Below are 24076 nucleotides of genomic sequence, written 5' to 3' on the forward strand. Positions count from 1 at the left end.
GAATGAGGGTGGGGGTGGTTCGGTGGATCGCTGATGGACCCCCACCCCCGACCCACCTCAAGGGGAGGGGAGCGAACGGCTCGCGCTTCCGTCAAAACCTGATCCACTATAGGCTGAAGGGGCCGGTGCCCACCGGAATCTTCTCTTCCCGTTTCTGAAGGACTGACAGGACGATGGGCGAAAACTACGTCGTCGACGAGCTGATCTCGGCCAAGGCCGTGGCGGCGCGCGTCGAAGCCCTGGCCAAGGAGATCTCGGCCTATTTCCGCGATACCGACAAGCTCGTCGTCATCGGGCTCCTGCGCGGCTCGTTCATCTTCATCGCGGACCTGGTGCGCGAGCTCGACCTGCCGGTCGAGGTCGATTTCCTCGAGGCCTCCTCCTATGGCGACGCCATGGAATCGAGCCGCGAGGTGCGCATCCTCAAGGATCTGCGGGGCGAGATCGCCGGCCGCGACGTGCTCGTCGTCGAGGACATCGTCGATACCGGCTATACCCTGAAGCACGTGCTGGAAATCCTGGCGACCCGCCATCCGCGGCGCATGGAAGTCTGTGCCCTCCTCAACAAGCCCTCGCGGCGCGAGACCGATGTCGCGGCAAAGTGGGTGGGCTTCGACATTCCCGACGAGTTCGTCGTCGGCTACGGCATCGACTATGCGCAGCGCAACCGCAACCTGCCCCATATCGGGGCCGTGCGGTTCGTGGAGTGAATTCCCCGCGGTTACGGCTCGAAGCCGGGGCTCTTGCCCGGCAGTCCCGGCACTGCCTCGGGCTCGGCGGTGGCCCTGCGGAAGATGAGGTCACCAGCGGTCTCGGCAGTTACCTCGACAGGCACGCCGCGCCTGTCCAGCGACAGCAGGCCGACAAAAACGGGCTCGACCGCATGGATATAGGCTTCGGCCTGATCCAGGGCTTGCGAAAGGCTGTCCCGGATATGGTCGACAGTCGTTTCAATTGGCAGCCCCCGCACGGAGAGGAATTCTTCGGCCGGTATGGACAGTGAACGCCGCCGGGTCTCGTCTATGATCTTCTGGGGCGAGAAGTTGGGCGGTTTTCCGGAAGCTGCCATTATCAGCGGGCCGAGTTTGCAATAATTTTCGGCTATGGTGATCAGGTCGACGTAATCGCGCGCCTTACTACGCGTAGAGGCCGCCATGACCTTGTTGATGGCCAGGTCCGCCGTATTGAGTCGTACGCCCCATTCCTTGTCGCGGACCAACGGAAAGAAGCGTATCTTTGTCTCGCTCATCCATTGCAGCATCGTTGCGCTGCCGTTCCTGGAAACGGTGCACTCGACGACCCCATAGATAAGGACGTCTATGTGCACGTCGAAACCGGCCGCTTTCAAGGCCGTAATGTCGGCCCTGGCGCTGTCGACGATTTCCTCGTCGGTATCGTGGAATATGTCCAGATCATCTGAGACGCGGAACCAATCCTTATTCAGAACCGCTCCCCCGGCCATGTAGCTGGTTTCGGATCGATTGGCGGCGATGACGTTCATCACCTGTTTTTGCAGTGGCGTCAGTGTCATGAGTTAACCGGCCAGTTCAAGAAGTTGGCGGCCGATGACGAACGCGCGTGCATTGCCTCGTTCCATCAGGGCCTTGCCGACGACGCGAGCTCTTTCGGACACGTCTGAAAGACGCGACAGGTCGACGTTATCCAGTACACGCACACCATAGTCCTCCACGGCCTGGTCGATGCGCTTGCGGAGTTCATTCCTGTCGTCTCTGTGCTTCTTCCTGATGGAGGCGGCATAGGCCAGCACGTGCGGACGAGCGCTGGCGGGAACCAGAACCTCGACGCGAACGAGACCGGCAGCACCGCCGGATTGGCGATAGCGTTTCATCCTGTCCTGAACGCCCATGTAAATCTCCTGTTACCCAGGAGATTAAGCGTATCCCGGATACGTTTCAAGCGCTGGAGAGGGCATTCTGCGTCAACGCCCCGTGGCGTTCTCCACCTCCTGCCCGGGTGCGATCCCGACGCCGAAGGCGTCGGCGCGCCCGACCGGGGCCTTGACCATTTCGGTAAGATCGAAGGGCGCGCCCCGCTCCAGCAGGGCGGCGGCGGAGATGAGGTCGTTGGCAGGGGCCGGCGAGCGGGTCAGCGGAGTGACGGCGCCGGCGACCTCGAGCAAGCGGATCTGGCCGAGCCCCTGGAAGGGCGGGCGCAGCATCGCGCCGGCATCGGTGCCGGCGAGCGGATCGGCGACCTCGATGGAAATGCCGCCCTCGCGATAGAACTTGCGGATCGACTGGCTGACGAAGAAGGCGAGCTTGTCGGCACCGGCGGTGGAGAAATGGATGCCGTCGTCCTTGCGCATGCGCACGTTCTGCCCGTTGAGGTCCGGCCCGTAGGCCGAATACTTGCCGTCCTCGCCGAGGAACCGCTCGTAGATGTCGATGAAGTCGGCTCCGCCCGAGACGCTCGCCAGGCGGTGGATGGCGCTGATCTGGCTGATGGCGGTGGAATACGTGGTCGACGACATCGGTGGCAGGCCGATCCAGATCACCGGCTTGCCGGCGGCGCGCAGTGGATTGAGGAAATCCATCACCCGCGCCTGGTAGGCGGCGTTCCACGGATCGGTGAGCGGCTCGGCCGCCTGTCCGTTCACCCGCAGCTCCTGCCGATCGTTGATGCCGATGGCGACGACGGCGAGGTCGAAGCTGTCGGCGGCGATGGCATCGCGCACGGCCTTGTTCCAGTCGAAATAATCGTCGCGCACGAATCCGGACGAGCCGACGCCCTGGTTGACGACGATGAGGTTCGGGTCCTCGGCATAGAACCGTTCCAGCGCCCTGGCGAGATCGACGGCCAGCGAGTCGCCGAAGACGGCGAGGCGCGTCGCGTCGGGGGCCTTCTCGACGGTCGGCTTGGGGGGCGGCAGGCTGGCGGCCGGCGCGGAAGAGCGCGGGGCGGTCTGGCGGGGCGCGGTCTGGCGCGGCTGCTCGACCGGCGGGCGCTGCGGTTCGGGTTCGCCGAAGAGCAGGTCGAAGAGCGTGCGCCGGCGCGGCTCCTGCTGGGCGACGACGAGCGTGCCGTTCTGCGCAAAGGCAGGGGCGGCATCGACCGCGACGATGCAGAGGACCAGCAGGAGGGCGAGAAGGCGGACCATGATGCTATTGTATCAAAGCGCGGCGATGGGCGCCATTTGCTGGCTGGATTGTGAGGCGCCTCACCGGGTGGCCCCCATCAGCGCCTCATAGGCGGCGCGGGTGATGAAGCCGTCGGCCACTTCGCCGCGGCTCGCCTGGAAGCGGGCATAGGCGGCCTGGGTGATCGGCCCGATGCGCCCGTCGAGGTCACCGTCATAGAGGCCGAGGGTCTTCAGCGCCTGCTGGATCGCCTGACGCTCGGCGAGATCGGGGAAGCGCGTGGCGCGGGGCCAGTCGTCGACGAAGCCGCCCGAGCCCTTGAGGCGATCGGTCATGTGGGCGACGGAAAGGGCATAGCTGTCGGAGAAATTGTAGCCCTTGAGCACGAGGTAATTGGCGGTCATCAGGAATTTCGGTCCGTCCCTGCCGGCGGGCACGTAGAGGAAGACCGGCTCGGACGTATTCGCGAACTGGCGGTTGCCGACGCGGGAGACGCCACGCTCGGCAAAGAACGCGACGGGGCGCAATTGCGTGCGGTCGGCGAGGAGGTAGTCGAAGCCTTCCGGCAGCGTCACCTCGAATCCCCAGTCGACGCCCGGCTTGTAGCCGAGACCGCGCAGGTAGACCGCGCTCGTCGCCAGGGCATCGGGGAGCGAATTGTGCAGGTCGATGCGCCCGTCGCCGTCGCCATCCGTGCCGTGGCGCAGCACGTTGGACGGGTTGACCTGCAGGTGTCCGATGGCGCCGGCCCAGGAGCCGACGAGGGTGTCGCGGTCGAGCGGCCCGCGCTCGACGAGCTTTAAAGCGGCGACGAAATCCGCCTCGTCCTCGGCGAGCCGCGAGCGGCGCTGGTGGACGACGGTCGCCAGCGAGCGGATGACCGGGCGGATGAGGCTGCTGTTGCTGAGCACGGCGCCGTAGTCGGTTTCCATGCCCCAGATGGCGGCGAGGAGATAAGGATCGACGCCGTAGCGGGCGCCGACCGCCTCGAAGAGCGCCGCGTTGCGCTGTATCGCGGCCTGCCCGCGCGCGATGCGGTCAGCGGTGACGCGCCCGTCGATATAGTCCCAGACAGGGGTGGTGAACTCGGGCTGGCCGCTGACGAGCCCGGGCGTCTGCGGATCGGGCGTGAGGCCGGCGGTCGCGGCGCGATAGGCCTCGCGGCCGACGCCGGCGGCCACGGCCTTGGCCTCGAAACCGGCAAGGAACGCGGGGAAGGATTCGATCGGCTGAGCGAGGGCGGGGATGCTCGCCAGTATCAGAACAAGCGCTGCAAATATCCGCTTCATGGCCAAGCCTCCCGATAATGCCACGCCCTCGTGGTTCGAGGCCGCTTCGCGGCACCTCACCATGAGGGCTACTGGTAGATTGCCGAACTCCCATCAGCCCTCATGGTGAGGTGCGAAGCGTAGCGAAGCGAAGCCTCGAACCACGAGGGCGTGGCACAAAACTACCTGTTGCGCCGCATCAGATGCTTCTCCCAATCGAGCGCCGTGCGCACGATGCCGGTCAGATCGTCATGCTTGGGTTCCCAGTCCAAGACCTTGCGCACCTTTTCGCCCGTCGCGGTGATCGAGGCCGGGTCGCCAGCGCGGCGGGGGCCTTCCTCGACGGCAAAGTCGACGCCCGAGACCGCCTTGACCGTATCGATGACCTCGCGCACCGAGTAGCCGCGGCCATAGGCGCAGTTGAGGGTCTGGCTGGCGCCGCCCTTGCGCAGGTGCTCGAGGAGCAGCGCGTGCGCTTCGATGAGGTCGGTGACGTGGATGTAGTCGCGCACGCAGGTGCCGTCGGGCGTCTCGTAGTCGGTGCCGAAGATCGACATCTTCTCGCGCTGGCCAAGCGCGGTCTGGCAGGCGACCTTGATGAGGTGGGTGGCCATGGGCGTCGACTGGCCCGAACGGCCGGCAGGGTCGGCGCCGGCGACGTTGAAGTAGCGCAGCACGCCATAGGTGACGGGATGGGCGGCCGCGACGTCGGCCAGCATCCACTCGGTCATCAGCTTGGAGCGGCCATAGGGGGACATCGGCTGCAGCGGGGTGTCCTCGACGACGGGGGCAAGCCCCGTCATGCCGTAGACGGCGGCCGTCGAGGAGAAGATGAAGTGCTTGACGCCACCCTTGACCGCCGCTTCGATGAGGTTGCGCGAGGTCGCGGTGTTGTTGGCGTAGTATTTCAGCGGGTTCTCGACCGATTCCGGCACGACGATCGAGCCGGCGAAGTGGACGATTTCCTTCACGTCGTGCTTGGCGATGACCTCGCCGACGAAATCCATGTCCCCGGCGTTGCCTTCGACGAGTTGCGCGCGATGGTCCACCGCCCAGTCGAAACCGGTGACGAGATTGTCGAGCACCACGACCTTTTCGCCCGCGTCGGCGAGCCTCAGAACCATATGGCTGCCGATATAGCCGGCGCCGCCTGTGACGAGAACGGTCATGCTGTTTACCCTGGGGAGGAATGACGAAACGAGGCGGATGCTATTGGCCAGTTGTTGCAATAGCTTTACCAAGCTTTTCATCCAACTTTCCATTCCGACAAGAGACAGAGAGCCAGAGCCAGAATGGTGCACAAACGCGTAAGGACCGCCGTCTTCCCCGTCGCCGGGCTTGGAACCCGTTTCCTGCCGGCGACCAAGGCGATGCCCAAGGAAATGCTGACGGTCGTCGACCGACCGCTGATCCAGTACGCGGTCGACGAGGCGCGCGAGGCGGGCATCGAGCATTTCGTGTTCGTCACCGGGCGCAACAAGGGCGTCATCGAGGATCATTTCGACCGGCAGTTCGAGCTCGAGACGACCCTCGAGGTGCGCGGCAAGGACGAGGCATTGGCCGAGCTGCGCAAGGACCTGCCCTCGGCCGGCCGCACGAGCTTCACCCGCCAGCAGGAGCCGCTCGGCCTCGGCCACGCGGTCTGGTGCGCGCGCGATATCGTGGGCGACCAGCCGTTCGCGCTGCTGCTGCCGGACATGCTGTTCAAGGGTGAGCCGGGTGTCCTCAAGCAGATGATGGAGACCTATGAGGAGACGGGCGGCAACGTCGTCGCCGTCGAGGAGGTGCCGCGCGAGGACGTCAGCTCCTACGGGATCGTGGCGCGCGGGGAAGGGTCGGACGAAGGGTTCCACATCACGCAGATGGTGGAAAAGCCCAAGGTTGAGGAAGCGCCCTCGAACCTCATCATCTCGGGCCGCTACATCCTGCAGCCGGATATCTTCGCGCTTCTGGCCGAGCAGACCAAGGGCGCGGGGGGCGAGATCCAGATCACCGACGCCATGCAGACGCTGATGAAGAGCCAGCCCTTCATCGGGGTGAAGTATCGCGGGCAATCGTTCGACTGCGGCTCCAAGATCGGGTTCCTGACCGCTAATGTCGTCTATGCGCTCGACCGCGACGATATCCGCGAGGGGTTCCTGGCTGAGCTCAACAAGCTCGGGGTGGGGCGGGAGATCAACTAGTCGTTCGTGCCACGCCCTCGTGGTTCGAGGCCGCTTCGCGGCACCTCACCATGAGGGCTACTGGACTGGCACGGGATCAACATCAGCCCTCATGGTGAGGTGCGAGCTCTTGCGAGCCTCGAACCACGAGGGCGTGGCACGATTTCCTACCGCGAGACCGTGACGCCTACCGTCACCCGGTGCGTGTCCTCCGGGGTGTCGGTGGACTTTTCCGTGCGCGCGTAGCCGTAGTCGGCGGAGAGCTGGGTGTGGGGGCCGAGGCGGTAGTCGGCGCCGAGCCCGAGGCCATAGCCGGTTTCGGTCTCGCCGGAGCCTTCGAGGTCGGCCTCGTACCAGTCGGCGCTGGACCGCAGGCGCAAGAGCCGGTTGACGGTATAGGCGAGCGCCACATCGGCGCGGGTCTCGATGCGGGCAGTGCCATTGGCGTCGACGCCCGCCGCCTCGAGGGTGCGCCCGAGACCTGCCGAGAGGCTGACGGTGGAGTTCGGGGTATAGGTCAGGCGCGCGTCAAACAGCGTCGACTCGATCTCGTCCAGCACGCCGGCATCGAACCGGCGCAGGCCCGCGCCGACCGAAGCCTCGGCGGTGAGGATGCCGCGCCAGTTGCCGACGACGCCGGCATGGACCGCGTACTGCGTCGCGTCGGCCTTTACCCCGAGCCCCGGCACGTCGTGATCGAAGATGTCGCGCTTGAGCGTGCCGCGTCCGAACACCTCGAAGATCGGGGTGATCTGGTAGCCGACGCGCAGGCCGCCGTCGATCGCCCAGAGATTGTCCTCGCCATTGAGCCGTTCGGTGTTGTCGGTCAGCGTCGTCGGCCCGTAGACGGTGCGCGCGAGGCCGCCGTCGAGGCTCGCCGAGAACAGGCCGAAGCGGCGGGTGACGCCGAGGCCGACGCTGCCGGAGATGCTGTCGGCCGGGTCGGCGACGTCGTCGGCAATGCCCGGATCATGGGGGTTGGGCTGGATATAGGCGAGGGCGCCGCTCAAGGTGACGTCGGTCAGGCTGTCGAGCGCATAGGTGCCGGAGGCGCCGAGCCGCAGGCTCTCGAGGTGGGCTTCGCCCTCGACCGGCAGGGCGAGCTCGGCCTCGCCGTCGAGGGTGGCGCCCCAGCGCCCGCCGGCGCGGGTGAGCGAGACCTGCGGCACGAGCAAGGCCTCGTAGCGGCTGCCGTCGTCGTCCTCGACATAGCTGCCGCGCAGCGCCACGCTCCAGTCGACATCGACGGGCAGGTCGAACGGCTCGCCCGGCGGGGTGCCCGGGGCGACGGGATAAAGCCCCGGCTCAAGCCGGTCGTCGGCCGCCCATGCGCCCGTGATCGGCGCGGCTGCGAGCAGCAGGCCGACGAAGAGCTTCACGGGCCGGGACGTTCGGCAGGACAAACGGCGCTCCATCCGCCCACCCGGTGCACGACGGGCAGGTTCGGGTAAGCTTTGACTCGGTTATGGTTAACAAAGGATTGATGGGAGCTTTTGGTAGCCACCGCGCTCATCCAGCCAACGATGTCACCCCGGCGAAGGCCGGGGCCCATCCTGAAATACAGCAATAGCCGCCAGGTGTTTGTAGCGGGCACTTTATCGTACCCTGTTCACACACCTGGCGGCTGGCAATGTATTTGAGGATGGGCCCCGGCCTTCGCCGGGGTGACATCGCGTATGGGGGTTGGGATTGCCTCCCACACCCTTCATCTTGCGATCTAAACGATCCCGCCACCGCCGCTTTCGACGGCCGGGCGGATCTCGGCGACCTTCTGCCGATAGCCCGCGGCGCGATAGGTGGCGAGCGGATCGATGGCGCCGCCCTGCTCGAGGCGGGCAAGCGCAAGGATCGGCTCGACGTCGGTGCGGAAGGCGGTGCGCAGCTGCTGGGTTGCGGCCAGGGCATCGTTGGCCTCCTGCGCGGCCTTGAGGGCCTTACGGTCGACCAGCAGCGCCTGCGCATAGGCGCGCTGCACGTCGGCGGCCGACAGCATCAGCGACTCGATGGGGTCGGTGACGTTATGCGACTGGTCGAGCATGTGGGCGGGGTGGAAGTCCTTGTAGCGCCCTTCCGCATCCACCAGCTCGTTGAAGACGAGGAACAGGCGGAAGGGATCGATGGCGCCGGCGTCGAGGTCGTCGTCGCCGTACTTGCTGTCGTTGAAGTGGAAGCCGCCGAGCTTGCCGAACTGGGCGAGGCGGGCGACGATCATCTCGATGTTGACGTTGGGCGCATGGTGGCCGAGGTCGACGAGGCAGAAGGCCTTCTCGCCCAGTTCCGTCGCGATGATGTAGTTGGTGCCCCAGTCCTGCACGACCGTCGAATAGAAGGCCGGCTCATACATCTTGTGCTCGGTATAGATGCGCCAGTCGTCGGGCAGGGCCGCGTAGATGGCTTTCATCGAGTCGAGGTAGTGGCTGAACTGGGTGGTGAAGTTGGTCTGGCCCGGAAAATTCGAGCCGTCGCCGATCCACACCGTCAGTGCCTTGGAGCCGATGGTCTTGCCGATCTCGATGCATTCGAGATTGTGCTCGATGGCCTGGTCACGGGTCGCCTTGTCGGCAGCCGAGAGCGAGCCGAACTTGTAGCTCTTGAGCTGCCCCTTGGTGTCCGAGAAGGTGTTGGAGTTCATGGCGTCGAACCCGAGGTTGAAGCGGCTCGCCGCCTGCTTCAGGCGGTTGGGGTCCGCCTTGTCCCACGGGATATGGAGGGAAACGGTGCGTGTCGCCTGCGTCAGCTGGGCGATGACGGCGCAGTCCTCGATCTTGTCGAAGATATCGCGCGGCTCGCCGAGGCCGGGAAAGCGCGCGAAGCGCGTGCCGCCGGTGCCGACGCCCCAGGAGGGGACGGCGACGGAGAAGGCGGCGACCTTTTCCTTGATGGCGTCGACGGCGATGCCGCGCCGGTCGAGGCGCTCGCCGAGTGTTTCGTAGTCGCGACGCAGGTCCGCTTCGCGGCGGGCGTTCTCGGCGTCGAGGATGGATGGGTCGATGATGTGTTCGGTCATTTTTCTCTCCTCCTGGGCGGACAGGAAGGCCCCCTCACCCGGCCCTGCGGGCCGACCTCTCCCCCAAGGGAGAGGTGTCGCTGCGCGACGGGGAGGCACCCACCTCTCCCTTGGGGGGAGAGGTCGCCGCGAAGCGGCGGGTGAGGGGGCCTTGCCGTTGATTACCGTGTGAACGACTGCGCGTTGCCGGCGTCGACGTTGATGATGTTGCCAGTGGACTTGGCCGACATGTCGGAGGCGAGGAAGTAGATGGCCTCGGCGATGTCCTCGGGGAACACGGAGCGCTTCAGCATCGAGCGCTGGCGATACATTTCCTCAAGGCCATCCTTGTCGGTCTTGTAGGTCGACGCGCGCTGCTCGAGCCATTCGCCGGCCCAGATCTTGGAGCCGCGCAGCACCGCGTCTGGGTTGACGACGTTGACGCGGATCTGGGCCTCGGCGCCCTCGAGCGCCAGGCACCGGGCGAGGTGGATCTCGGCGGCCTTGGCGGTGCAGTAGGCGGCCGCGTTCGGCGAGGCGGCAAGGCCGTTCTTGCTTGCAACGAACACGACGTTGCCGCCGATCTTCTGGGCGCGGAACAGGCGGAAGGCCTCGCGGCTGACCAGGAAATAGCCGGTCGAGAGGATATCCATGTTCTTGTTCCAGAGCGCCAGCGTCGTCTCCTCGATCGGGGCGGAGGACGCGAGGCCGGCGTTGGAGACGAGGATGTCGAGGCCGCCGAACTCGACGCTGGTTTCGACGAACCCGGCGATCACGGCGTCTTCCTTGGTGACGTCGAGCTTGACCGGACGCACGAAATCCTTGCCGAAGGCGGCGCCGAGCTCGTCATGGGCGGCGGCGAGGGCGGTCTCGTCGATGTCGGCGAGAACGACGCAGGCGCCCTCGCGCAGGAGCCGCGCGGCCGTCGCCTTGCCGATGCCGCCGGCGCCGCCCGTGACGAGGGCGACGTGACCGGCCAGCGACCTGGGCTTGGGGAGACGCTGGAGCTTGGCTTCCTCGAGCAGCCAGTATTCGATGTCGAACGCTTCCTGCTCGGGCAGGCCCTGATACTCGGAAACGGTCGAAGCGCCGCGCATGACGTTGATGGCGTTGACGTAGAACTCGCCCGAGATGCGCGCCGTCGCCTTATCCTTGGCGAAGGTGAACATGCCCACCCCCGGCATCAGGTAGACGACCGCGTTGGGGTCGCGGATGGCGGGCGAATTGTCGTGCTTGCAGCGCTCGTAATAGGCCGCGTAGTCGGCACGATAGGCGGCCACGTCATCGGCGAGCTTTGCCACCACTGCATCGACGTCAGGGTTTGCCGGATCGAACTCGATCACCAGCGGGCGGATCTTGGTGCGCAGGAAATGGTCGGGGCAGGAGGTGCCGAGCGCCGCGAGCGGGCGCATGTTCCTGGAATTGACGAACTCCAGCACCGCCGGGGAATCGTCGAAGTGGCCGAGCTTGTGGCTGTCCTCGGAGATGAAGCCGCGAATGAGGGGCATGAGCTTGGCCGCGATGGCGCGGCGCTCTTGCGCGGGCAGGGCCTTCACCGCCTCGCCGCCGAAGATCGCCTTGCCGGCGGTCTTCTCCTCGAACCAGGCGATGGCCTTGTTGATGATGGCGATGGTCGCCTCGTAGCACTGCTTGGGCGTATCGCCCCAGGTGAAGAGGCCGTGGCTCTCGAGCACGACGCCCTTGGCCTGCGGGTTCTCGATGCAGAATTTTTCCAGCCACAGGCCGAGTTCGTAGCCCGGCTTCTTCCACGGCAGCCAGCCGATCTCGTCGCCGAAGATCTCTTTCGTCAGCGCCCTGGAGTCCTTGCTCGCCGCGATGGCGATGATCGCGTCCGGGTGCATGTGGTCGACGAAGGGCCTGGGCACATAGGCGTGGAGGGGCGTGTCGATCGAGGCGGCGCGCGGGTTGAGGTTGAAGGTCGCGTGGGGCAGGTACCCCACCATCTCGTCCTCGAACTCGACCCCGCGATAGAGACCCTTCAGGGCGCGGAGCTTGTCCATATAAAGAGTGGCGAAACCGTCGAGCTTGATGGTGCCCACGTCCCCGCCCGAGCCCTTGACCCAGAGCACCTCGACCTCCTCGCCGGTCAGCGGGTCCTTCTCAAATATCTTGGAGGAGGTATTGCCGCCGCCATAGTTGGTGACGCGCTTGTCGGAGCCGAGGAGGTTGGAGCGGTAGACGAGGCGCTCGGGCTCGCTCATCGCGGCCGCCTTGGCGTCGTCCCACAGGTTGGCGAGGCGCGGCTGCGCGGAATTGGACATAGGACCTCCTCCCGGGGAAAATAGGGTCGAAACGATGGGTGGAAATGGCCACGAACCTTACGTCATGTCAATCAGAAACAATCAATTCCCGTCACCTGTCAGGGATGTAGAACGGTACATGCGAAATTCTGATTGACACTGATCGGTTTTGATGGAACTGGAATCCGCGAAAGGGAGGTGCCCGAGTGCACGAAACTGAACGCCATCGGGTGATCCTGGCCGCCGTGCAGGCGCGGCCGGTCGCGACCGTTGCCGAGCTCGTCGAGATCACCGGGACCTCCGAGGCGACGATCCGGCGCGACATCGCCGCGCTCCATATCCAGGGGCAGCTGCGGCGGGTGCGCGGCGGGGCCGAAGCGGTCAACCCGCCCGAGCAGAGCGCCCTCATCGGGCGCCCGTTCTCGGTCAACGAGACCATCAACATCGCCGCCAAGCGCGCCATCGCGCGGGTGGCGGGCGAGATGTGCAAGGACGGGGAGTCGATCATCATCAACGGGGGCACCACCACCTACCAGATGGTGCCGCACCTGGCCGCGCGGCGCCTCTCGGTCTTCACCAACTCCTTCGCCATCGCCGAGTACCTGCTGCACAATTCGCGCAACAGCGTCGTCATTCCCGGCGGCACGGTCTATCGCGAGCAGAACGTCATTCTCTCGCCCTTCGGCGGGGTGGTGGCGAGCCACTTCTATGCGCGCAAGATGTTCATGGGCTGCCAGGGTCTCAACCAGCACGGGCTGATGGAGGCCGACCCCATGGTCGTGCAGTCGGAGCTGGCGCTGATCGGCCAGGCGGACGAGCTGATCGTTTTGGCCGATTCCTCGAAATTCTCGGCAAAATCGAGCCTCATCCTCTGCGGGCTCGATCGGATCACCACCGTCATCACCGACGGGGGCATCCGCGACGAAGACCGGCAGATGCTGGAAACGGCGGGCGTCGGCCTCATCGTGGCGGAAAAAGGCGCTGACACGGATCAGCAAGCAGCGTCCGCGGCCTCTTGAAGGCCGCGGACTTCACTCGGGAGGACACCCAAATGAAACTCATAACCACCCTTGCCGTGACCACGGCGCTGGCGGCCGTCCTGGCGGCGGCGCCGGCCTATGCGCAGACGCGCATCGCGCTCGTCGTCAAGTCGCTCGGCAACGGCTTCTTCGAGGCGGCCGCGCGCGGCGCCGAGGAAGCGGCCGAAGAGATCGGCGACGTCGAGATCATCTATACCGGCCCGACCGAACCGACGGCGGAAGCCCAGATCGAGGTCGTCAACTCGCTGATCGCCCAGCAGGTCGACGCCATCGCCATCTCAGCCAACGATCCGGATGCGCTGGTGCCGGCGCTGCAGCGCGCCATGCAGCGCGGCATCACCGTCATCTCATGGGATTCGGGGGTCGCGGCGGAGGGCCGCGAGATGCACCTCAACCCGTCGGGCAACGACCTCATCGGCAACACCATCATAAAGCTGGCCGCCGACCACCTGCCCGAGGGCGGTGACGTCGCCATCCTTTCGGCCACGGCAACGGCCACCAACCAGAACATCTGGATCGAGGAAGCCGAGAAGGTGCTGCCCAACTATCCGGGCATCAACCTCGTCGCGACCGTCTATGGTGACGACCAGTCGGACAAGTCCTACCGCGAGGCGCAGGGCCTGATCTCGTCCTATCCGGAGCTGAAGGCGATCATCGCGCCGACGACCGTCGGCATCGTGGCCGCCGCGCAGGCGGTGACCGACGCCGGCAAGATCGGCGAGATCAACGTCACGGGTCTGGCGCTCCCCTCGGAAATGGCCGCGCACATCAAGTCCGGGGCGAGCCACTCGTTCGCCATCTGGAACCCGATCGACCTCGGCTATTCGGCGACCCACATCGCCTATGCGCTGGCAACGGACGCGGCGACCGCCGAGCCCGGCTCGGTGATCCCGATCGGGCGCGTCGGGGAAGTCACCATCGGCGAGGACGGCCAGGCGGCCATGGCCGAACCCTTCACTTACGATGCCTCGAACATCGACGAGTATTCGTCGATTTTCTGATGCGCCAGGAGCCCGGCGCCGCGTGCGCCGGGCGTCCCTATTGCCGCGGCTGTCGCATTGCCACGGTCATCCCGGCGAAAGCCGGAACCCAGTAAACGGCGCCGCCGCGGCTCATGCGCGGTGGCGGCATCGGGCCAAAAGCGCAGCTTCGGCGTGTACTGGGTCCCGGCTTCCGCCGGGATGACAGCCGGTGGTTGCGTTGGCGGGTGTGCCCGGCTGCAACCGAACAAGTTGATATGACCCAACCCCTTCTCACCCTCTCCGGCATCTCGAAATCCTTCCCGGGCGTGCGCGCGCTGCATGATGTGTCGCTCGAGCTCTATCCCGGGCAGGTCACCGCGCTCATCGGCGAGAACGGGGCGGGCAAGTCGACGCTCGTCAAGATCCTGACCGGCATCTATCAGCCGGACGAGGGCAGCATCACCGTCAAGGGCGAGGCGGTGAGCCTGCCGACGGCGCATGCCGCGTTCGGCAGGGGCATCACCGCCATCCACCAGGAGACGGTGCTGTTCGACGAGCTGACCGTCGCCGAGAACGTCTTTCTCGGCCACGCGCCGCGCACGCGCTTCGGCCTCATCGACTGGGGCAGGATGCGCGCCGAGGCGGCGAGCCTCTTACAGTCGATGGGCGCCGGGATCGATCCGGACGTCAAGCTCAAGGAGCTGGGCATCGCCAAGAAGCACCTCGTGGGGCTCGCGCGGGCGCTCTCGATCGACGCCGATATCGTCATCATGGACGAGCCGACGGCAGCGCTCAGCCAGAAGGAGATCGAGGACCTCTACGTCCTCGTCGAGCTCCTGAAGCAGGACGGCAAGGCCATCCTCTTCATCTCGCACAAGTTCGACGAGATCTACCGCATCGCCGACCGCTTCACGGTCTTCCGTGACGGCGAGATGGTGGGCAAGGGGATGATCGCCGAGACCGCGCAGGATGCGATCGTCAGGATGATGGTCGGGCGCTCCGTCGACCATATCTATCCCAAGACGCAGGCGCAGATCGGCGAGACGGTGCTGACGGTCGAAGGCCTCAGCCACCCGACAGAATTCGCCGACATTTCCTTCGAGCTGAAGCGCGGGGAAATCCTCGGCTTCTATGGCCTCGTCGGGGCCGGGCGCACCGAGGTGATGCAGGCGCTCTTCGGCATCACGCGCCCGTCTGCCGGGCGCATCACCGTCGAGGGCCGGGAGGTTGCGCCCAAGTCCGCCGCCGACGCGATCGAGGCGGGCATCGTCTACGTGCCCGAGGAGCGCGGGCGGCAGGGCGTCGTCATTGGCCTGCCGATCTTCCAGAACGTGTCGCTGCCGTCGCTCAGGCGCACCAGCGGCAACGGCGTGCTGCGGCTGGCCGAGGAATTCCGCCTGGCGCGCACCTATACGGAGCGGCTGGACCTGCGCGCGTCGTCCCTCAGCCAGGATGTGGGCACCCTCTCGGGCGGCAACCAGCAGAAGGTCGTCATCGCCAAGTGGCTGGCGACCAACCCCAGGGTCATCATCCTCGACGAGCCGACCAAGGGCATCGACATCGGCTCCAAGGCCGCCGTCCACGCCTTCATGAGCGAGCTCGTGGGCCAAGGGCTCTGCGTCATCATGGTTTCCTCGGAGCTGCCGGAGGTCATGGGCATGTCCGACCGCATCGTCGTCATGCGCGAAGGGCGCATCGCCGGCATCTTCGACAACAAGGGGCTCGATCCCGTGACGCTCGTCGAGACCGCCGCCGGCATCAGGAGCCAGGCGGCATGATCCGGTTCTTCAAGCAACGCGAGGTGATGCTGCTGGCCATCATCGCGATCATCGTGGCGCTGGTGACGACCCGCTCGTCCGGGTTCGGCACGCCGCGCAACCTCGCCGCGGTGTTCAACGACACGGCGGTGCTGGCGATGCTCGCCTGCGGGCAGCTGCTCGTCATCCTCACCCGTTCGATCGACCTGTCCGTCGCCGCCAACCTGGCGCTGACCGGCATGATCGCGGCGATGATCAACGCGGCGATGCCGGGCGTGCCGGTCGAGGTGCTGATCGTCGGCTGCGTCGTCGTCGGGGGGCTCCTCGGCGCCTTCAACGGCGTCCTCGTCTGGAAGCTCAACATTCCGCCGATCGTGGTGACGCTCGGCACGCTGACCATCTATCGCGGCGCCGTGTTCCTCGTTTCGGGCGGCACCTGGGTCAACGCCGTCGACATGTCCGACCGGTTCAAGGAGCTGACGCGCCTCGTCTTTCTCGGGCTGCCGATGCTTTCCTGGTTCGCCATCGTCGTTATCGCGCTCTTCGTCCTGCTGATGGCCCGCACGTCCCTCGGGCGCTCGTTCTATGCGGCGGGCATCAACCCGACGGCGGCGACCTATGCCGGCATCGACGTCGGCAAAACCAAGTTCATCGCGTTCACCATCTCGGGGATGGTGGCGGGGCTCGCCGGATATCTCTGGGTCTCGCGCTACGTCATCGCCTCGGTGGACGTGGCGCGCGGGCTGGAACTGCAGGTGGTGGCCGCCTGCGTCATCGGCGGCGTTTCCATCGCCGGCGGCATCGGCACGGTCGGCGGCGCGGTGCTCGGGGCTCTTTTCCTCGGCGTCATCAACAACGCGCTGCCGGTCATCGGCGTCTCGCCCTTCTGGCAGATGGCGATCTCGGGCGCGGCGATCATCACCGCGGTGATCTTCAACGCGCGCGGCGAGCGCAAGCGCGGCCGCATCATCCTCAAGAGCGCGGAGGCGGCGTGATGGGTGGGGTGACTACAGCAATGTCTATGCCGTTGGCAGGCACCACCCCCCTCCCATCCTCCCCCGCAAGGGGGGAGGTGCCGCATTGTGCCTCTGGCACTATCCTACCCAACACGCCGGACCGCACCTCCCCCCTTGCGGGGGAGGATGGGAGGGGGGTGGCCGATCTCTCGGCGCATGCGCAGGACCGTCAATGACCGACACCACAAACACCCCCCACCGCCATATCCCCGACCGGCTCGACAACCCCGTCAAGTCGGCCGTCTTCTCCTGGGAGACACTGCTGGTCCTCGTGGGCGTCGCGATCTTCACTGCCAACGCCTTCGCCTCGCCCTACTTCCTCAACGAGTGGAGCCTCTCCGACCTCACCTTCAACTTCACCGAGAAGGCGGTGATCGCGCTCGCCATGGCGCTCCTCATCATCTCCGGGGAGATCGACCTTTCGGTCGCCGCCATCATTGCGCTCGCCTCGACGCTGATGGGCATGGCCGTGCAGTGGGGCGTGCCGACGCCGGGGCTCGTCGCCATCGGCATTGGCGTCGGCCTCGCCTGCGGGGCGTTCAACGGCTTCCTCGTCACGGGACTGAAGCTCCCCTCCATCGTCGTCACCATCGGCACGATGAGCCTTTTCCGCGGCCTCTCCTACGCCATCCTCGGTGACCAGGCCTATGGCGGCTATCCGGCCGACTTCTCCTGGTTAGGCCAGGGCTATGTGTGGTGGGTGATCTCGTTCGAGCTCGTCTTCTTCATCGCCGCGGCCATCGTCTTCTGGTTCGTGCTGCACCGCACCAATTTCGGCCGGCGGATCTTCGCCATCGGCAACAATGCGCTGGCCGCGCAGTTCTCGGGGGTGCGGGTCGCCCGCATCAAGTTCGTGCTCTTCTGCCTCACCGGCCTCATGAGCGGCATCGCCGCCGTCATGCTGACGGCGCGGCTGGGTTCGACGCGGCCCTCGATCGCGCAGGGCTGGGAGCTCGAGGTCATCACCATGGTCGTGCTCGGCGGCGTCAGCATCCTCGGCGGCGCCGGCTCGATCCTCGGCGTCGTGCTCGCCGCGCTCATCATGGGGCTCGTGACCTTCGGGCTCGGGCTTCTCAACGTGCCCGGCATCGTCATGTCGATCTTCATCGGCGGGCTGCTGATCTCGGTGATCGCGCTGCCGATCCTCTATCGGATGTGGAAGGAGAGACGCCAATGATCGAGAAGGACGGGTGGGAAAAGCACGCATTCAAGATGCGGCTCAACCCCGGCATGACCGCCGAGTACAAGAAGCGCCACGACGAAATCTTCCCCGAGCTGGTGACGCTCTTGAAGGACGCCGGCGTCCGGGACTATTCGATCCATCTCGACGAGGAGACCAATACGCTCTTCGGCGTGCTCTGGCGGCGCAGGGACCACACCATGGCCGATTTGCCCGCCCATCCGGTGATGCAGCGCTGGTGGGCGCATATGGCCGACATCATGGCAACGAACGAGAAGAACGAGCCGGTTTCGGTGGATCTGAAGCCGATGTTCTGGCTGGAGTAGCTCCCCCTCATCCGCCCTTCGGGCACCTTCTCCCACGAGGGGAGAAGGGGAGGTGTCTCACGCGGGTTTGGTGGCTGGCCACCCTCCCTTCTCCCCTCGTGGGAGAAGGTGGATCGCGCGAAGCGCGAGACGGATGAGGGGGGTCACACCGCCTCGATCTGCAGCACCGTTCCCTCGGCGCCCACCACCTTCACCCGCGTGCCCGCCGGCAGGTCCGGGCCGGCCACGCGCCAGACCGTATCCTCCAGCATCAGCCGCCCGTAGCCGCCGGCGATCGGATCCTCCAGCACCGCCTCGCGGCCGATCAGGCGATCGGCGCGTCGGTTGAGGTAGGGGCGGTCGTTGACCTGCGGGCGCGAGCGGGTGAAGCGCAGCCAGGCGAAGATCGCCACCAGCGAAAGGACGCCGAAAAGGCCCCATTGCATGGGGAGCGTCAGCGGCTGGACCATGGCGGCAAGGCCGGTGACGATGCCGGCGATGCCGAGCCAGAGCAGGAACCCGCCGGGAACGACCAGCTCGAGCGCGAGCAGCACCAGTCCGGCGATGATCCAGGCCCAGGGGCCGTAGCTGAAAAGGAAATCAAGGATCTGCATGGGCTCGCCCCGTATGAGTTGGGCACCTTGCCGGTTCCGGCACGAACGTCATTCCGGCGAAGGCCGGAACCCATCCTGAGATGGAACCACAGCCGCAAGGACTGTGAAAATGGCACTCAGGCCATCGAAACCACCAAATTGTGGCTGTTGCGGTATCTCAGGATGGGCCCCGGCCTTCGCCGGGGTGACAATCGTGGGTGTTGCGGCAAGGTGCATAGGATGATGTGCACGTCCTACCCCGCGTTCGGCGGCCGGCCGCCGCGCACCGGGGCGGGACGCTCCTGCCCGAAGGCTTCGCGGGCGATCTCGGCGATGCCGCCGACGGCGCCGATGACGCTTGCCGCCTCGACGGGCAACATCAGCACCTTCTGGTTGGGGGAGGTGGCGATGCCTTCGAGCGCCTTGATGTAGTTGTTGGCGACGAAATAGTTGATCGCCTGCACGTCGCCGGCGGCGATGGCCTCGCTGACCATCTGCGTCGCCTTGGCTTCGGCCTCGGCGGCGCGCTCGCGCGCCTCGGCGTCGCGGAAGGCGGCCTCGCGCCGGCCTTCGGCTTCCAGCACCTGCGCCTGCTTCTCGCCTTCGGCCTGGAGGATCGCGGCCTGCCGGCGTCCTTCGGCCTCGAGGATGGTGGCGCGCTTCTCGCGTTCGGCCTTCATCTGCCGGCCCATGGATTCGACGAGGTCCTTGGGCGGGTCGATGTCCTTGATCTCGATGCGGGTGATCTTGACGCCCCAGGGCGAGACGGCCGTATCGACGACGCGCAGCACGCGGGTGTTGATCTCGTCGCGGTTGGAGAGGAGTTCATCCAGGTCCATCGAGCCCATGACCGAGCGAATATTGGTCATCGTCAGGTTGAGGATGGCGTGCTCGAGGTTGGTCACCTCGTAGGCGGCCGCCGCCGCATCGAGGATCTGGAAGAAGGTGACGCCGTTGGCGGTGACGGTGGCGTTGTCGCGGGTGATGACGTCCTGGTGGGGAATGTCGAGCACCTGCTCCATCATGTTGATCTTCTTGCCGACCGTGTCGATGAACGGAACGATGAGGTTGAGGCCGGGCTTCAGCGTCCTCGTATATTTGCCGAAGCGTTCGATGGTGAAGTTGTAGCCCTGCGGCACGGTCTTGATGCCGGCGAACAGCACCAGGATGGCGAGGATGCCGATGATGATAAGCGTCAGGCTACCGCCGTCGATGACGTCCATGGTTCTTTCCCCCTAGCAAGCGATGGGCGGACTGTAGTCGATTGTGCAGCGGGGCGGGAGGCGGTTTTTGCCGCAAACTTATCGCGACACGATCCGCCTCCTTCCCCCTGAGGGAGAGGTAATCGCGGCTCCCGCGCGATGCCCTCTTCACCTCTCCCTTTGGGGGAGAGGTCGGATTGCCCAAGCAATCCGGGTGAAGGGGGCCTTCCGTACCTGACGATGGTGAAGGGAAGGGAGTTACGGCCGCGGCAGGGCGGCCCTGCGGTCGACCATCAGCATGGCGGTGATGGCGACGAACCCGAAGACGACCATGCCGAGCGACAGGATATGGGCGTTGCCCCATTGCAGCCGCTCGACGAAGTCGTAGATGGCGATGGAGAGGAGCTTGGTTTCGCCCGGAATGTTGCCGCCGATCATCAGCACGACGCCGAATTCGCCGACGGTATGGGCGAAGGTCAGTACCGTGCCGGTGAGGTAACCCGAGCGCGCTTCGGGCAGGGCCACGCGCCAGAAGGTCTTGCCGTTGGAAGCGCCGAGGGTTTTCGCGGCTTCGAGGTTTTCCTCCGGCACCGCTTCGAAGGCGGAGCGCAGCGGATGGACCATGAAGGGCAGCGAATAGAGGATCGAGCCGATGAGCAGGCCCGGAAAGGAGAAGGCGAGGGTGCGCCCGCCCCAGAGCCCCGCGACCCAGCCGCCCGGCCCGTTGGGGCCGAGCGCGATGAGGAGATAAAAGCCGATGACGGTCGGCGGCAGCACCAGCGGCAGGGCGAGGATGCCCCCCGCCATCTCGCGTCCCGCCCAGCGGGTGCGGGCGAGCCACCAGGCGAGGGGGGTGCCCAGCAGCAGGAGGCAGATAGTGGTCGCCGCCGAGAGCAGGAGGGTCAGCGCGACCGGCGGCCAGAGCTGCGCCAGGTCGATCATGGGACGGAATACCCTGCCGCCTCGATGATCGCGAGCGCCTCCGGCGAGCGCAGGAAATCGAGGAAGGCCCTGGCGGCGGCGTTTTCCTGCCCATGGGTCAGCAGCACCGCGTCCTGGCGGATGGGGCTATAGAGCTCGGCCGGCACCTCCCACTGGTAGGCCTTGCCGATCACCTGGCTGGCGGCAACGAAGCCCAGTTCGGCATTGCCGCTTTCGACGAATTGCAGGGTCTGCGAGATGTTCTCGCCGGTGACGAGTTTCGGCTGGATCGCCTCATAGAGGTCTAGGGCTTCGAGCGTCTCGAGGGCGGCGGCGCCGTAGGGGGCAGCGTGCGGGTCGGCGATGGCGAGCTTGTCGAAATCGCCGCTAAGGGCGGCTTCACCGGCGGTGATATCGAGGCTCGGGCTATAGAGCACCAGCCTGCCGACGGCATAGGTGAAATCGGTGCCTTCGACCGCCAGACCCTTGCCGATGGCGATGCCGGGCCGCTCGTCGTCGGCGGCAAGGAACACGTCGAACGGCGCCCCCTGGCTGATCTGGGCGTAGAGCTGGCCCGTCGAGCCGAAGCTGAGGACTGCCTCGTTGCCGGTTTCCTGCCCGAACAGCGCGGCCAGCTCCTCGGCGACGGCGGTGAAGTTGGCGGCAACGGCGGCGTTGAGGGTTTCGGCCTGGGCCGGAAGGGCAAGCAGTGCAACGGCCAACGCAAAGATCCCCCTCATCCGTCTCGGCCTTCGGCCGATCCACCTTCTCCCACGGGGGGAGAAGGGAAGGTGCCCCACCTGAATCCTGCGGAAGGACGTCGCATACCGGGCCTTGGGCTGGCCACCCTCCCTTCTCCCCTCGTGGGAGAAGGTGGCGCGAAGCGCCGGATGAGGGGGATGAACGCGCATGGTTGCCTCCGATATGTTCATTCGGACATATCGTGTGTCAGACGTTCGAGCGCGCATCAAGCGTTATTTCTTGCCGGACATGTCGGCGATGAGCGCCCTCAACACCGCGACATCCCCGGCGATGGCCTCGGCCGTTCGCGCCTGCATCGCGCGATAGCGGGTCAGCACTTCCGTGCCGAGATCGGTGAGGTGCGCCCCGCCCTGCGCAGCGCCGCCGCGGCTGGCTTCGACGAGCGGGGCGCCAAAGCCCTCGTTCAAGGCCTGCACCAGGCTCCAGGCGCGCTTGTAGCTCATGCCCATGCGCTTGCCGGCGGCCGAGATCGAGCCGGTTTCGGCGATGCCTTCGAGAAGGTCGGCGCGGCCGGGGCCGATATAGGCGGTTTCGGTCAGGGTGACGCGCAGGTGTCCGAGGCCGGTCTCGGGCACGCCGGCCATCGTGTCAGCCCTTGAGCGCCGCGGCTTCGCGCGCCAGCGTCTCGACGCGGTTAAAGTCGCCCGACGCGATGGCGTCCGCCGGCATGATCCACGAGCCGCCGACGCAGATGACGTTGGGGAGCGCGAGGTATGTCCGGGCCTTTGCCGCATCGATGCCGCCGGTCGGGCAGAAGGTGATGTCGGGGAGCGGCGAGGCGAAGGCCTTGAGGACGGGCGCGCCGCCCATGGCTTCGGCCGGGAAGAACTTGAGGAACGAATAGCCGCGCTCGGCGGCGGCCATCGCCTCGGTCGGCGTGCCGATGCCGGGGAGCAGGGGGACGCCGAAATCCTCGGCGGCATCGAGCAGGCGCGGCGGAGCGCCGGGCGAGACCATGAAGCACGCGCCGGCATCGACCGACTGGCGCATGTGCTCGGCGGTGCGCACGGTTCCCGAGCCGACGACCGCGCCCTCGACCTTGGCCATTTCCTCGATGACCTTGAGGGCGTTGGCCGTGCGCAGCGTCACCTCCAGCACCGGCAGGCCGCCGGCCACCAGCGCCTCGGCCAGGGGGCGGGCCTTGTCCACCTCGTCGAGGATGATGACCGGCACGACGGGCGCGAGCGAGAGGATGGAACGGATGGCTGCGGCGTCCTGAGGCATGGCGGCGGTCCCTGGGGCGTTCGAACGAGTAACCCGTGGTTAGGCGGTCGGCTCAAATAGAGCAAGTACGGCGATTGAAATAAGCATCGAAAGTGCCTAGGTAACGCCCGCGGCGGTTCTAGCTTCGCATTTTCGAACCAGAAAAGTGGCGCCCACTTTTCCCGGAAATGCTCCTGTGCGCCGAGGAGGCATGCCGATGGTTCAGACGATCAACGCGCTCACCCCGCTTGAAGATGCGCGCGCCATCCTCGCCGAGAACTTCGACCTCAAGTTCTCTCCCGCCGTCGAGCGGGAGACGGGCTCCATCTTCGATCGCGTCCGCGACAAGATCCCGGAGATCGAGTGGCCCTTCTATGCGCCGCTGATCTTCCAGATCAACCGGCTGAAGAAGGAGAAGGACGCGGTCATCCTCGCCCACAACTATCAGACGCCGCAGATCTACCATGGCGTCGCCGATTTCGTCGGCGACAGCCTGCAGCTCGCCATCGAGGCGACGCGCGTCGACCAGTCCGTCATCGTCCAGTGCGGCGTGCACTTCATGGCCGAGACGAGCAAGCTCCTCAATCCGCAAAAGACGGTGCTGATCCCCGACAGCCGCGCGGGCTGCTCGCTGGCCGAATCCATCACCGCCGACGACGTCAAGGCGATGCGCGAGATGTATCCGGGCGTACCGGTCGTCACCTATGTGAACACCTCGGCGGCGGTGAAGGCGGTGACCGATGTCTGCTGCACCTCGTCCAACGCGCTCGACATCGTCAACCGGGTCGAGGGCGACACCGTCATCATGATCCCCGACCAGTACCTGGCGCAGAACACGGCCAAGAAGACGGGCAAGAAAGTCATCACCTGGGCGGGGGCCTGCGAGGTGCACGAGACGTTCACCGCCGACGACATCGCCGAATTGCGCCACGCCTATCCGACGGCCAAGATCATCGCGCATCCGGAATGCCCGCCGGAGGTGATCGACGCCGTCGATTTCGCCGGCTCGACGGCGGCGATGATCGATTGGGTCAAGACCGAAAAGCCTGCGCGGGTGGTGATGGTCACCGAGTGCTCGATGTCGGACAATGTCGCGAGCGAGACCACCGGCGTCGATTTCCTGCGCGGCTGCAACATCTGTCCGCACATGAAGCGCATCAACCTCGAGAACGTCCTCTGGTCGCTGCATACCGGCACCGAGGAGGTGACGGTGCCCGAGGAGATCATCGCTCCGGCGCGGCTCGCGGTCGAGCGCATGATCGAAATGAGCCGCAAGCGCGACTAGACTCGGTCATGCGTTGACGGAAACGGAGCGTTCTCCTCCCCTCCCCCTTGAGGGGAGGGGTCGGGGGTGGGGGTC

General features: G+C 66.0%; 23 protein-coding genes. 9 read left to right on the forward strand and 14 right to left on the reverse strand.

Translation table 11 applies throughout. The annotated features are described in order from the left end of the window. Nucleotides 1-173 precede the first annotated feature (173 nt). Complete coding sequence (gene hpt, locus VE25_RS09120) at nt 174-710, forward strand: hypoxanthine phosphoribosyltransferase (RefSeq protein WP_046108307.1); 537 nt, start codon at nt 174-176, stop codon at nt 708-710. A gap of 11 nt (nt 711-721) precedes the next feature. On the opposite strand, the gene VE25_RS09125 is transcribed toward hpt, so the two are convergent. The 5 genes from VE25_RS09125 to galE form a co-directional block, all read right to left on the reverse strand. Then, nucleotides 722-1531, reverse strand: a complete 810-nt coding sequence (locus VE25_RS09125; RefSeq protein WP_046108308.1) for a nucleotidyl transferase AbiEii/AbiGii toxin family protein — start codon at nt 1529-1531, stop codon at nt 722-724. A 3-nt stretch (nt 1532-1534) separates the two neighbouring features. Next, nucleotides 1535-1867: a hypothetical protein gene (locus tag VE25_RS09130; RefSeq protein WP_046108309.1), complete on the reverse strand. Its 333-nt coding sequence runs from the start codon at nt 1865-1867 to the stop codon at nt 1535-1537. A gap of 72 nt (nt 1868-1939) precedes the next feature. Next, nucleotides 1940-3118, reverse strand: coding sequence for an SGNH/GDSL hydrolase family protein (locus VE25_RS09135; RefSeq protein ID WP_046108310.1), 1179 nt, complete (start codon nt 3116-3118; stop codon nt 1940-1942). Nucleotides 3119-3178: 60 nt separating this feature from the next. Then, nucleotides 3179-4387, reverse strand: coding sequence for a lytic murein transglycosylase (locus VE25_RS09140; protein WP_052731847.1), 1209 nt, complete (start codon nt 4385-4387; stop codon nt 3179-3181). 161 nt (nt 4388-4548) lie between these two features. Beyond that, nucleotides 4549-5535 carry a UDP-glucose 4-epimerase GalE gene (galE, locus tag VE25_RS09145; protein WP_046108312.1) on the reverse strand — a complete coding sequence of 329 codons (987 nt, stop codon included), beginning with the start codon at nt 5533-5535 and terminating at the stop codon, nt 4549-4551. Nucleotides 5536-5658: 123 nt separating this feature from the next. On the opposite strand from galE, the gene galU reads away from it, so the two are divergent. Continuing rightward, on the forward strand, nt 5659-6549 hold the full coding sequence (galU, locus tag VE25_RS09150; RefSeq protein ID WP_046108313.1) for a UTP--glucose-1-phosphate uridylyltransferase GalU: 891 nt from the start codon (nt 5659-5661) through the stop codon (nt 6547-6549). A 146-nt stretch (nt 6550-6695) separates the two neighbouring features. Here galU and VE25_RS09155 read toward each other — a convergent pair whose 3' ends face one another. From VE25_RS09155 to VE25_RS09165, 3 genes are all read right to left on the reverse strand, one after another. Next, complete coding sequence (locus VE25_RS09155; protein ID WP_046108314.1) at nt 6696-7907, reverse strand: outer membrane beta-barrel protein; 1212 nt, start codon at nt 7905-7907, stop codon at nt 6696-6698. Nucleotides 7908-8245: 338 nt separating this feature from the next. Beyond that, nucleotides 8246-9535 (reverse strand): L-rhamnose catabolism isomerase, encoded by a 1290-nt coding sequence (rhaI, locus tag VE25_RS09160; RefSeq protein WP_046108315.1) that lies wholly within the window; start codon nt 9533-9535, stop codon nt 8246-8248. A 161-nt stretch (nt 9536-9696) separates the two neighbouring features. Further along, on the reverse strand, nt 9697-11796 hold the full coding sequence (locus VE25_RS09165) for a bifunctional rhamnulose-1-phosphate aldolase/short-chain dehydrogenase (protein WP_046108316.1): 2100 nt from the start codon (nt 11794-11796) through the stop codon (nt 9697-9699). Between the two features lie 185 nt (nt 11797-11981). Between VE25_RS09165 and VE25_RS09170 the strand changes: the two genes are divergently transcribed. The 6 genes from VE25_RS09170 to rhaM all read left to right on the forward strand — a co-directional run bounded on the left by VE25_RS09170 (nt 11982) and on the right by rhaM (nt 18056). Continuing rightward, on the forward strand, nt 11982-12794 hold the full coding sequence (locus tag VE25_RS09170) for a DeoR/GlpR family DNA-binding transcription regulator (protein ID WP_046108317.1): 813 nt from the start codon (nt 11982-11984) through the stop codon (nt 12792-12794). Nucleotides 12795-12826: 32 nt separating this feature from the next. Beyond that, nucleotides 12827-13816, forward strand: coding sequence for a rhamnose ABC transporter substrate-binding protein (rhaS, locus tag VE25_RS09175; RefSeq protein WP_046108318.1), 990 nt, complete (start codon nt 12827-12829; stop codon nt 13814-13816). Nucleotides 13817-14052: 236 nt separating this feature from the next. After that, complete coding sequence (locus VE25_RS09180) at nt 14053-15555, forward strand: sugar ABC transporter ATP-binding protein (protein WP_046108319.1); 1503 nt, start codon at nt 14053-14055, stop codon at nt 15553-15555. Continuing rightward, a complete protein-coding gene (locus VE25_RS09185) occupies nt 15552-16529 on the forward strand; it encodes an ABC transporter permease (protein ID WP_046108320.1) in 978 nt (325 codons plus the stop codon). The genes VE25_RS09180 and VE25_RS09185 overlap by 4 nt, the downstream gene beginning before the upstream one ends. A 193-nt stretch (nt 16530-16722) precedes the next feature. Further along, nucleotides 16723-17727 carry an ABC transporter permease gene (locus VE25_RS09190; RefSeq protein WP_046108321.1) on the forward strand — a complete coding sequence of 335 codons (1005 nt, stop codon included), beginning with the start codon at nt 16723-16725 and terminating at the stop codon, nt 17725-17727. Beyond that, on the forward strand, nt 17724-18056 hold the full coding sequence (gene rhaM / locus VE25_RS09195; protein WP_046108322.1) for an L-rhamnose mutarotase: 333 nt from the start codon (nt 17724-17726) through the stop codon (nt 18054-18056). Before VE25_RS09190 ends, rhaM begins: the two co-directional genes overlap by 4 nt. Nucleotides 18057-18199: 143 nt before the next feature. On the opposite strand, the gene VE25_RS09200 is transcribed toward rhaM, so the two are convergent. The 6 genes from VE25_RS09200 to eda form a co-directional block, all read right to left on the reverse strand. Then, entirely contained in the window at nt 18200-18649 is a 450-nt protein-coding gene (locus VE25_RS09200; protein WP_046108323.1) for an NfeD family protein, read from the reverse strand. 233 nt (nt 18650-18882) lie between these two features. Further along, a complete protein-coding gene (locus VE25_RS09205; protein WP_046108324.1) occupies nt 18883-19851 on the reverse strand; it encodes an SPFH domain-containing protein in 969 nt (322 codons plus the stop codon). Between the two features lie 237 nt (nt 19852-20088). After that, a complete protein-coding gene (gene modB, locus VE25_RS09210; protein ID WP_201776066.1) occupies nt 20089-20772 on the reverse strand; it encodes a molybdate ABC transporter permease subunit in 684 nt (227 codons plus the stop codon). Then, nucleotides 20769-21491, reverse strand: a complete 723-nt coding sequence (gene modA / locus VE25_RS09215; protein WP_046108325.1) for a molybdate ABC transporter substrate-binding protein — start codon at nt 21489-21491, stop codon at nt 20769-20771. Before modA ends, modB begins: the two co-directional genes overlap by 4 nt. Nucleotides 21492-21725: 234 nt before the next feature. After that, nucleotides 21726-22097: a winged helix-turn-helix domain-containing protein gene (locus VE25_RS09220; RefSeq protein ID WP_046108326.1), complete on the reverse strand. Its 372-nt coding sequence runs from the start codon at nt 22095-22097 to the stop codon at nt 21726-21728. 4 nt (nt 22098-22101) lie between these two features. Beyond that, a complete protein-coding gene (gene eda, locus VE25_RS09225) occupies nt 22102-22737 on the reverse strand; it encodes a bifunctional 4-hydroxy-2-oxoglutarate aldolase/2-dehydro-3-deoxy-phosphogluconate aldolase (RefSeq protein WP_046108327.1) in 636 nt (211 codons plus the stop codon). 196 nt (nt 22738-22933) lie between these two features. On the opposite strand from eda, the gene nadA reads away from it, so the two are divergent. Continuing rightward, nucleotides 22934-24001, forward strand: a complete 1068-nt coding sequence (nadA, locus tag VE25_RS09230; protein ID WP_046108328.1) for a quinolinate synthase NadA — start codon at nt 22934-22936, stop codon at nt 23999-24001. The last annotated feature ends 75 nt before the right edge of the window (nt 24002-24076 follow it).

The sequence above is a fragment of the Devosia geojensis genome (genome assembly GCF_000969415.1).
GTDB lineage: Bacteria > Pseudomonadota > Alphaproteobacteria > Rhizobiales > Devosiaceae > Devosia > Devosia geojensis.

Excerpts from the sequence above, each read along its gene's own strand:
- hpt (WP_046108307.1), top strand. The coding sequence starts at position 174 with ATGGGCGAAAACTACGTCGTCGACGAGCTGATCTCGGCCAAGGCCGTG.
- VE25_RS09125 (WP_046108308.1), bottom strand. The coding sequence starts at position 1,531 with ATGACACTGACGCCACTGCAAAAACAGGTGATGAACGTCATCGCCGCC.
- VE25_RS09130 (WP_046108309.1), bottom strand. The coding sequence starts at position 1,867 with ATGGGCGTTCAGGACAGGATGAAACGCTATCGCCAATCCGGCGGTGCT.
- VE25_RS09135 (WP_046108310.1), bottom strand. The coding sequence starts at position 3,118 with ATGGTCCGCCTTCTCGCCCTCCTGCTGGTCCTCTGCATCGTCGCGGTC.
- VE25_RS09140 (WP_052731847.1), bottom strand. The coding sequence starts at position 4,387 with ATGAAGCGGATATTTGCAGCGCTTGTTCTGATACTGGCGAGCATCCCC.
- galE (WP_046108312.1), bottom strand. The coding sequence starts at position 5,535 with ATGACCGTTCTCGTCACAGGCGGCGCCGGCTATATCGGCAGCCATATG.
- galU (WP_046108313.1), top strand. The coding sequence starts at position 5,659 with ATGGTGCACAAACGCGTAAGGACCGCCGTCTTCCCCGTCGCCGGGCTT.
- rhaI (WP_046108315.1), bottom strand. The coding sequence starts at position 9,535 with ATGACCGAACACATCATCGACCCATCCATCCTCGACGCCGAGAACGCC.
- VE25_RS09165 (WP_046108316.1), bottom strand. The coding sequence starts at position 11,796 with ATGTCCAATTCCGCGCAGCCGCGCCTCGCCAACCTGTGGGACGACGCC.
- rhaS (WP_046108318.1), top strand. The coding sequence starts at position 12,827 with ATGAAACTCATAACCACCCTTGCCGTGACCACGGCGCTGGCGGCCGTC.
- VE25_RS09180 (WP_046108319.1), top strand. The coding sequence starts at position 14,053 with ATGACCCAACCCCTTCTCACCCTCTCCGGCATCTCGAAATCCTTCCCG.
- VE25_RS09185 (WP_046108320.1), top strand. The coding sequence starts at position 15,552 with ATGATCCGGTTCTTCAAGCAACGCGAGGTGATGCTGCTGGCCATCATC.
- VE25_RS09190 (WP_046108321.1), top strand. The coding sequence starts at position 16,723 with ATGACCGACACCACAAACACCCCCCACCGCCATATCCCCGACCGGCTC.
- rhaM (WP_046108322.1), top strand. The coding sequence starts at position 17,724 with ATGATCGAGAAGGACGGGTGGGAAAAGCACGCATTCAAGATGCGGCTC.
- VE25_RS09200 (WP_046108323.1), bottom strand. The coding sequence starts at position 18,649 with ATGCAGATCCTTGATTTCCTTTTCAGCTACGGCCCCTGGGCCTGGATC.
- VE25_RS09205 (WP_046108324.1), bottom strand. The coding sequence starts at position 19,851 with ATGGACGTCATCGACGGCGGTAGCCTGACGCTTATCATCATCGGCATC.
- modB (WP_201776066.1), bottom strand. The coding sequence starts at position 20,772 with ATGATCGACCTGGCGCAGCTCTGGCCGCCGGTCGCGCTGACCCTCCTG.
- modA (WP_046108325.1), bottom strand. The coding sequence starts at position 21,491 with ATGAGGGGGATCTTTGCGTTGGCCGTTGCACTGCTTGCCCTTCCGGCC.
- VE25_RS09220 (WP_046108326.1), bottom strand. The coding sequence starts at position 22,097 with ATGGCCGGCGTGCCCGAGACCGGCCTCGGACACCTGCGCGTCACCCTG.
- eda (WP_046108327.1), bottom strand. The coding sequence starts at position 22,737 with ATGCCTCAGGACGCCGCAGCCATCCGTTCCATCCTCTCGCTCGCGCCC.
- nadA (WP_046108328.1), top strand. The coding sequence starts at position 22,934 with ATGGTTCAGACGATCAACGCGCTCACCCCGCTTGAAGATGCGCGCGCC.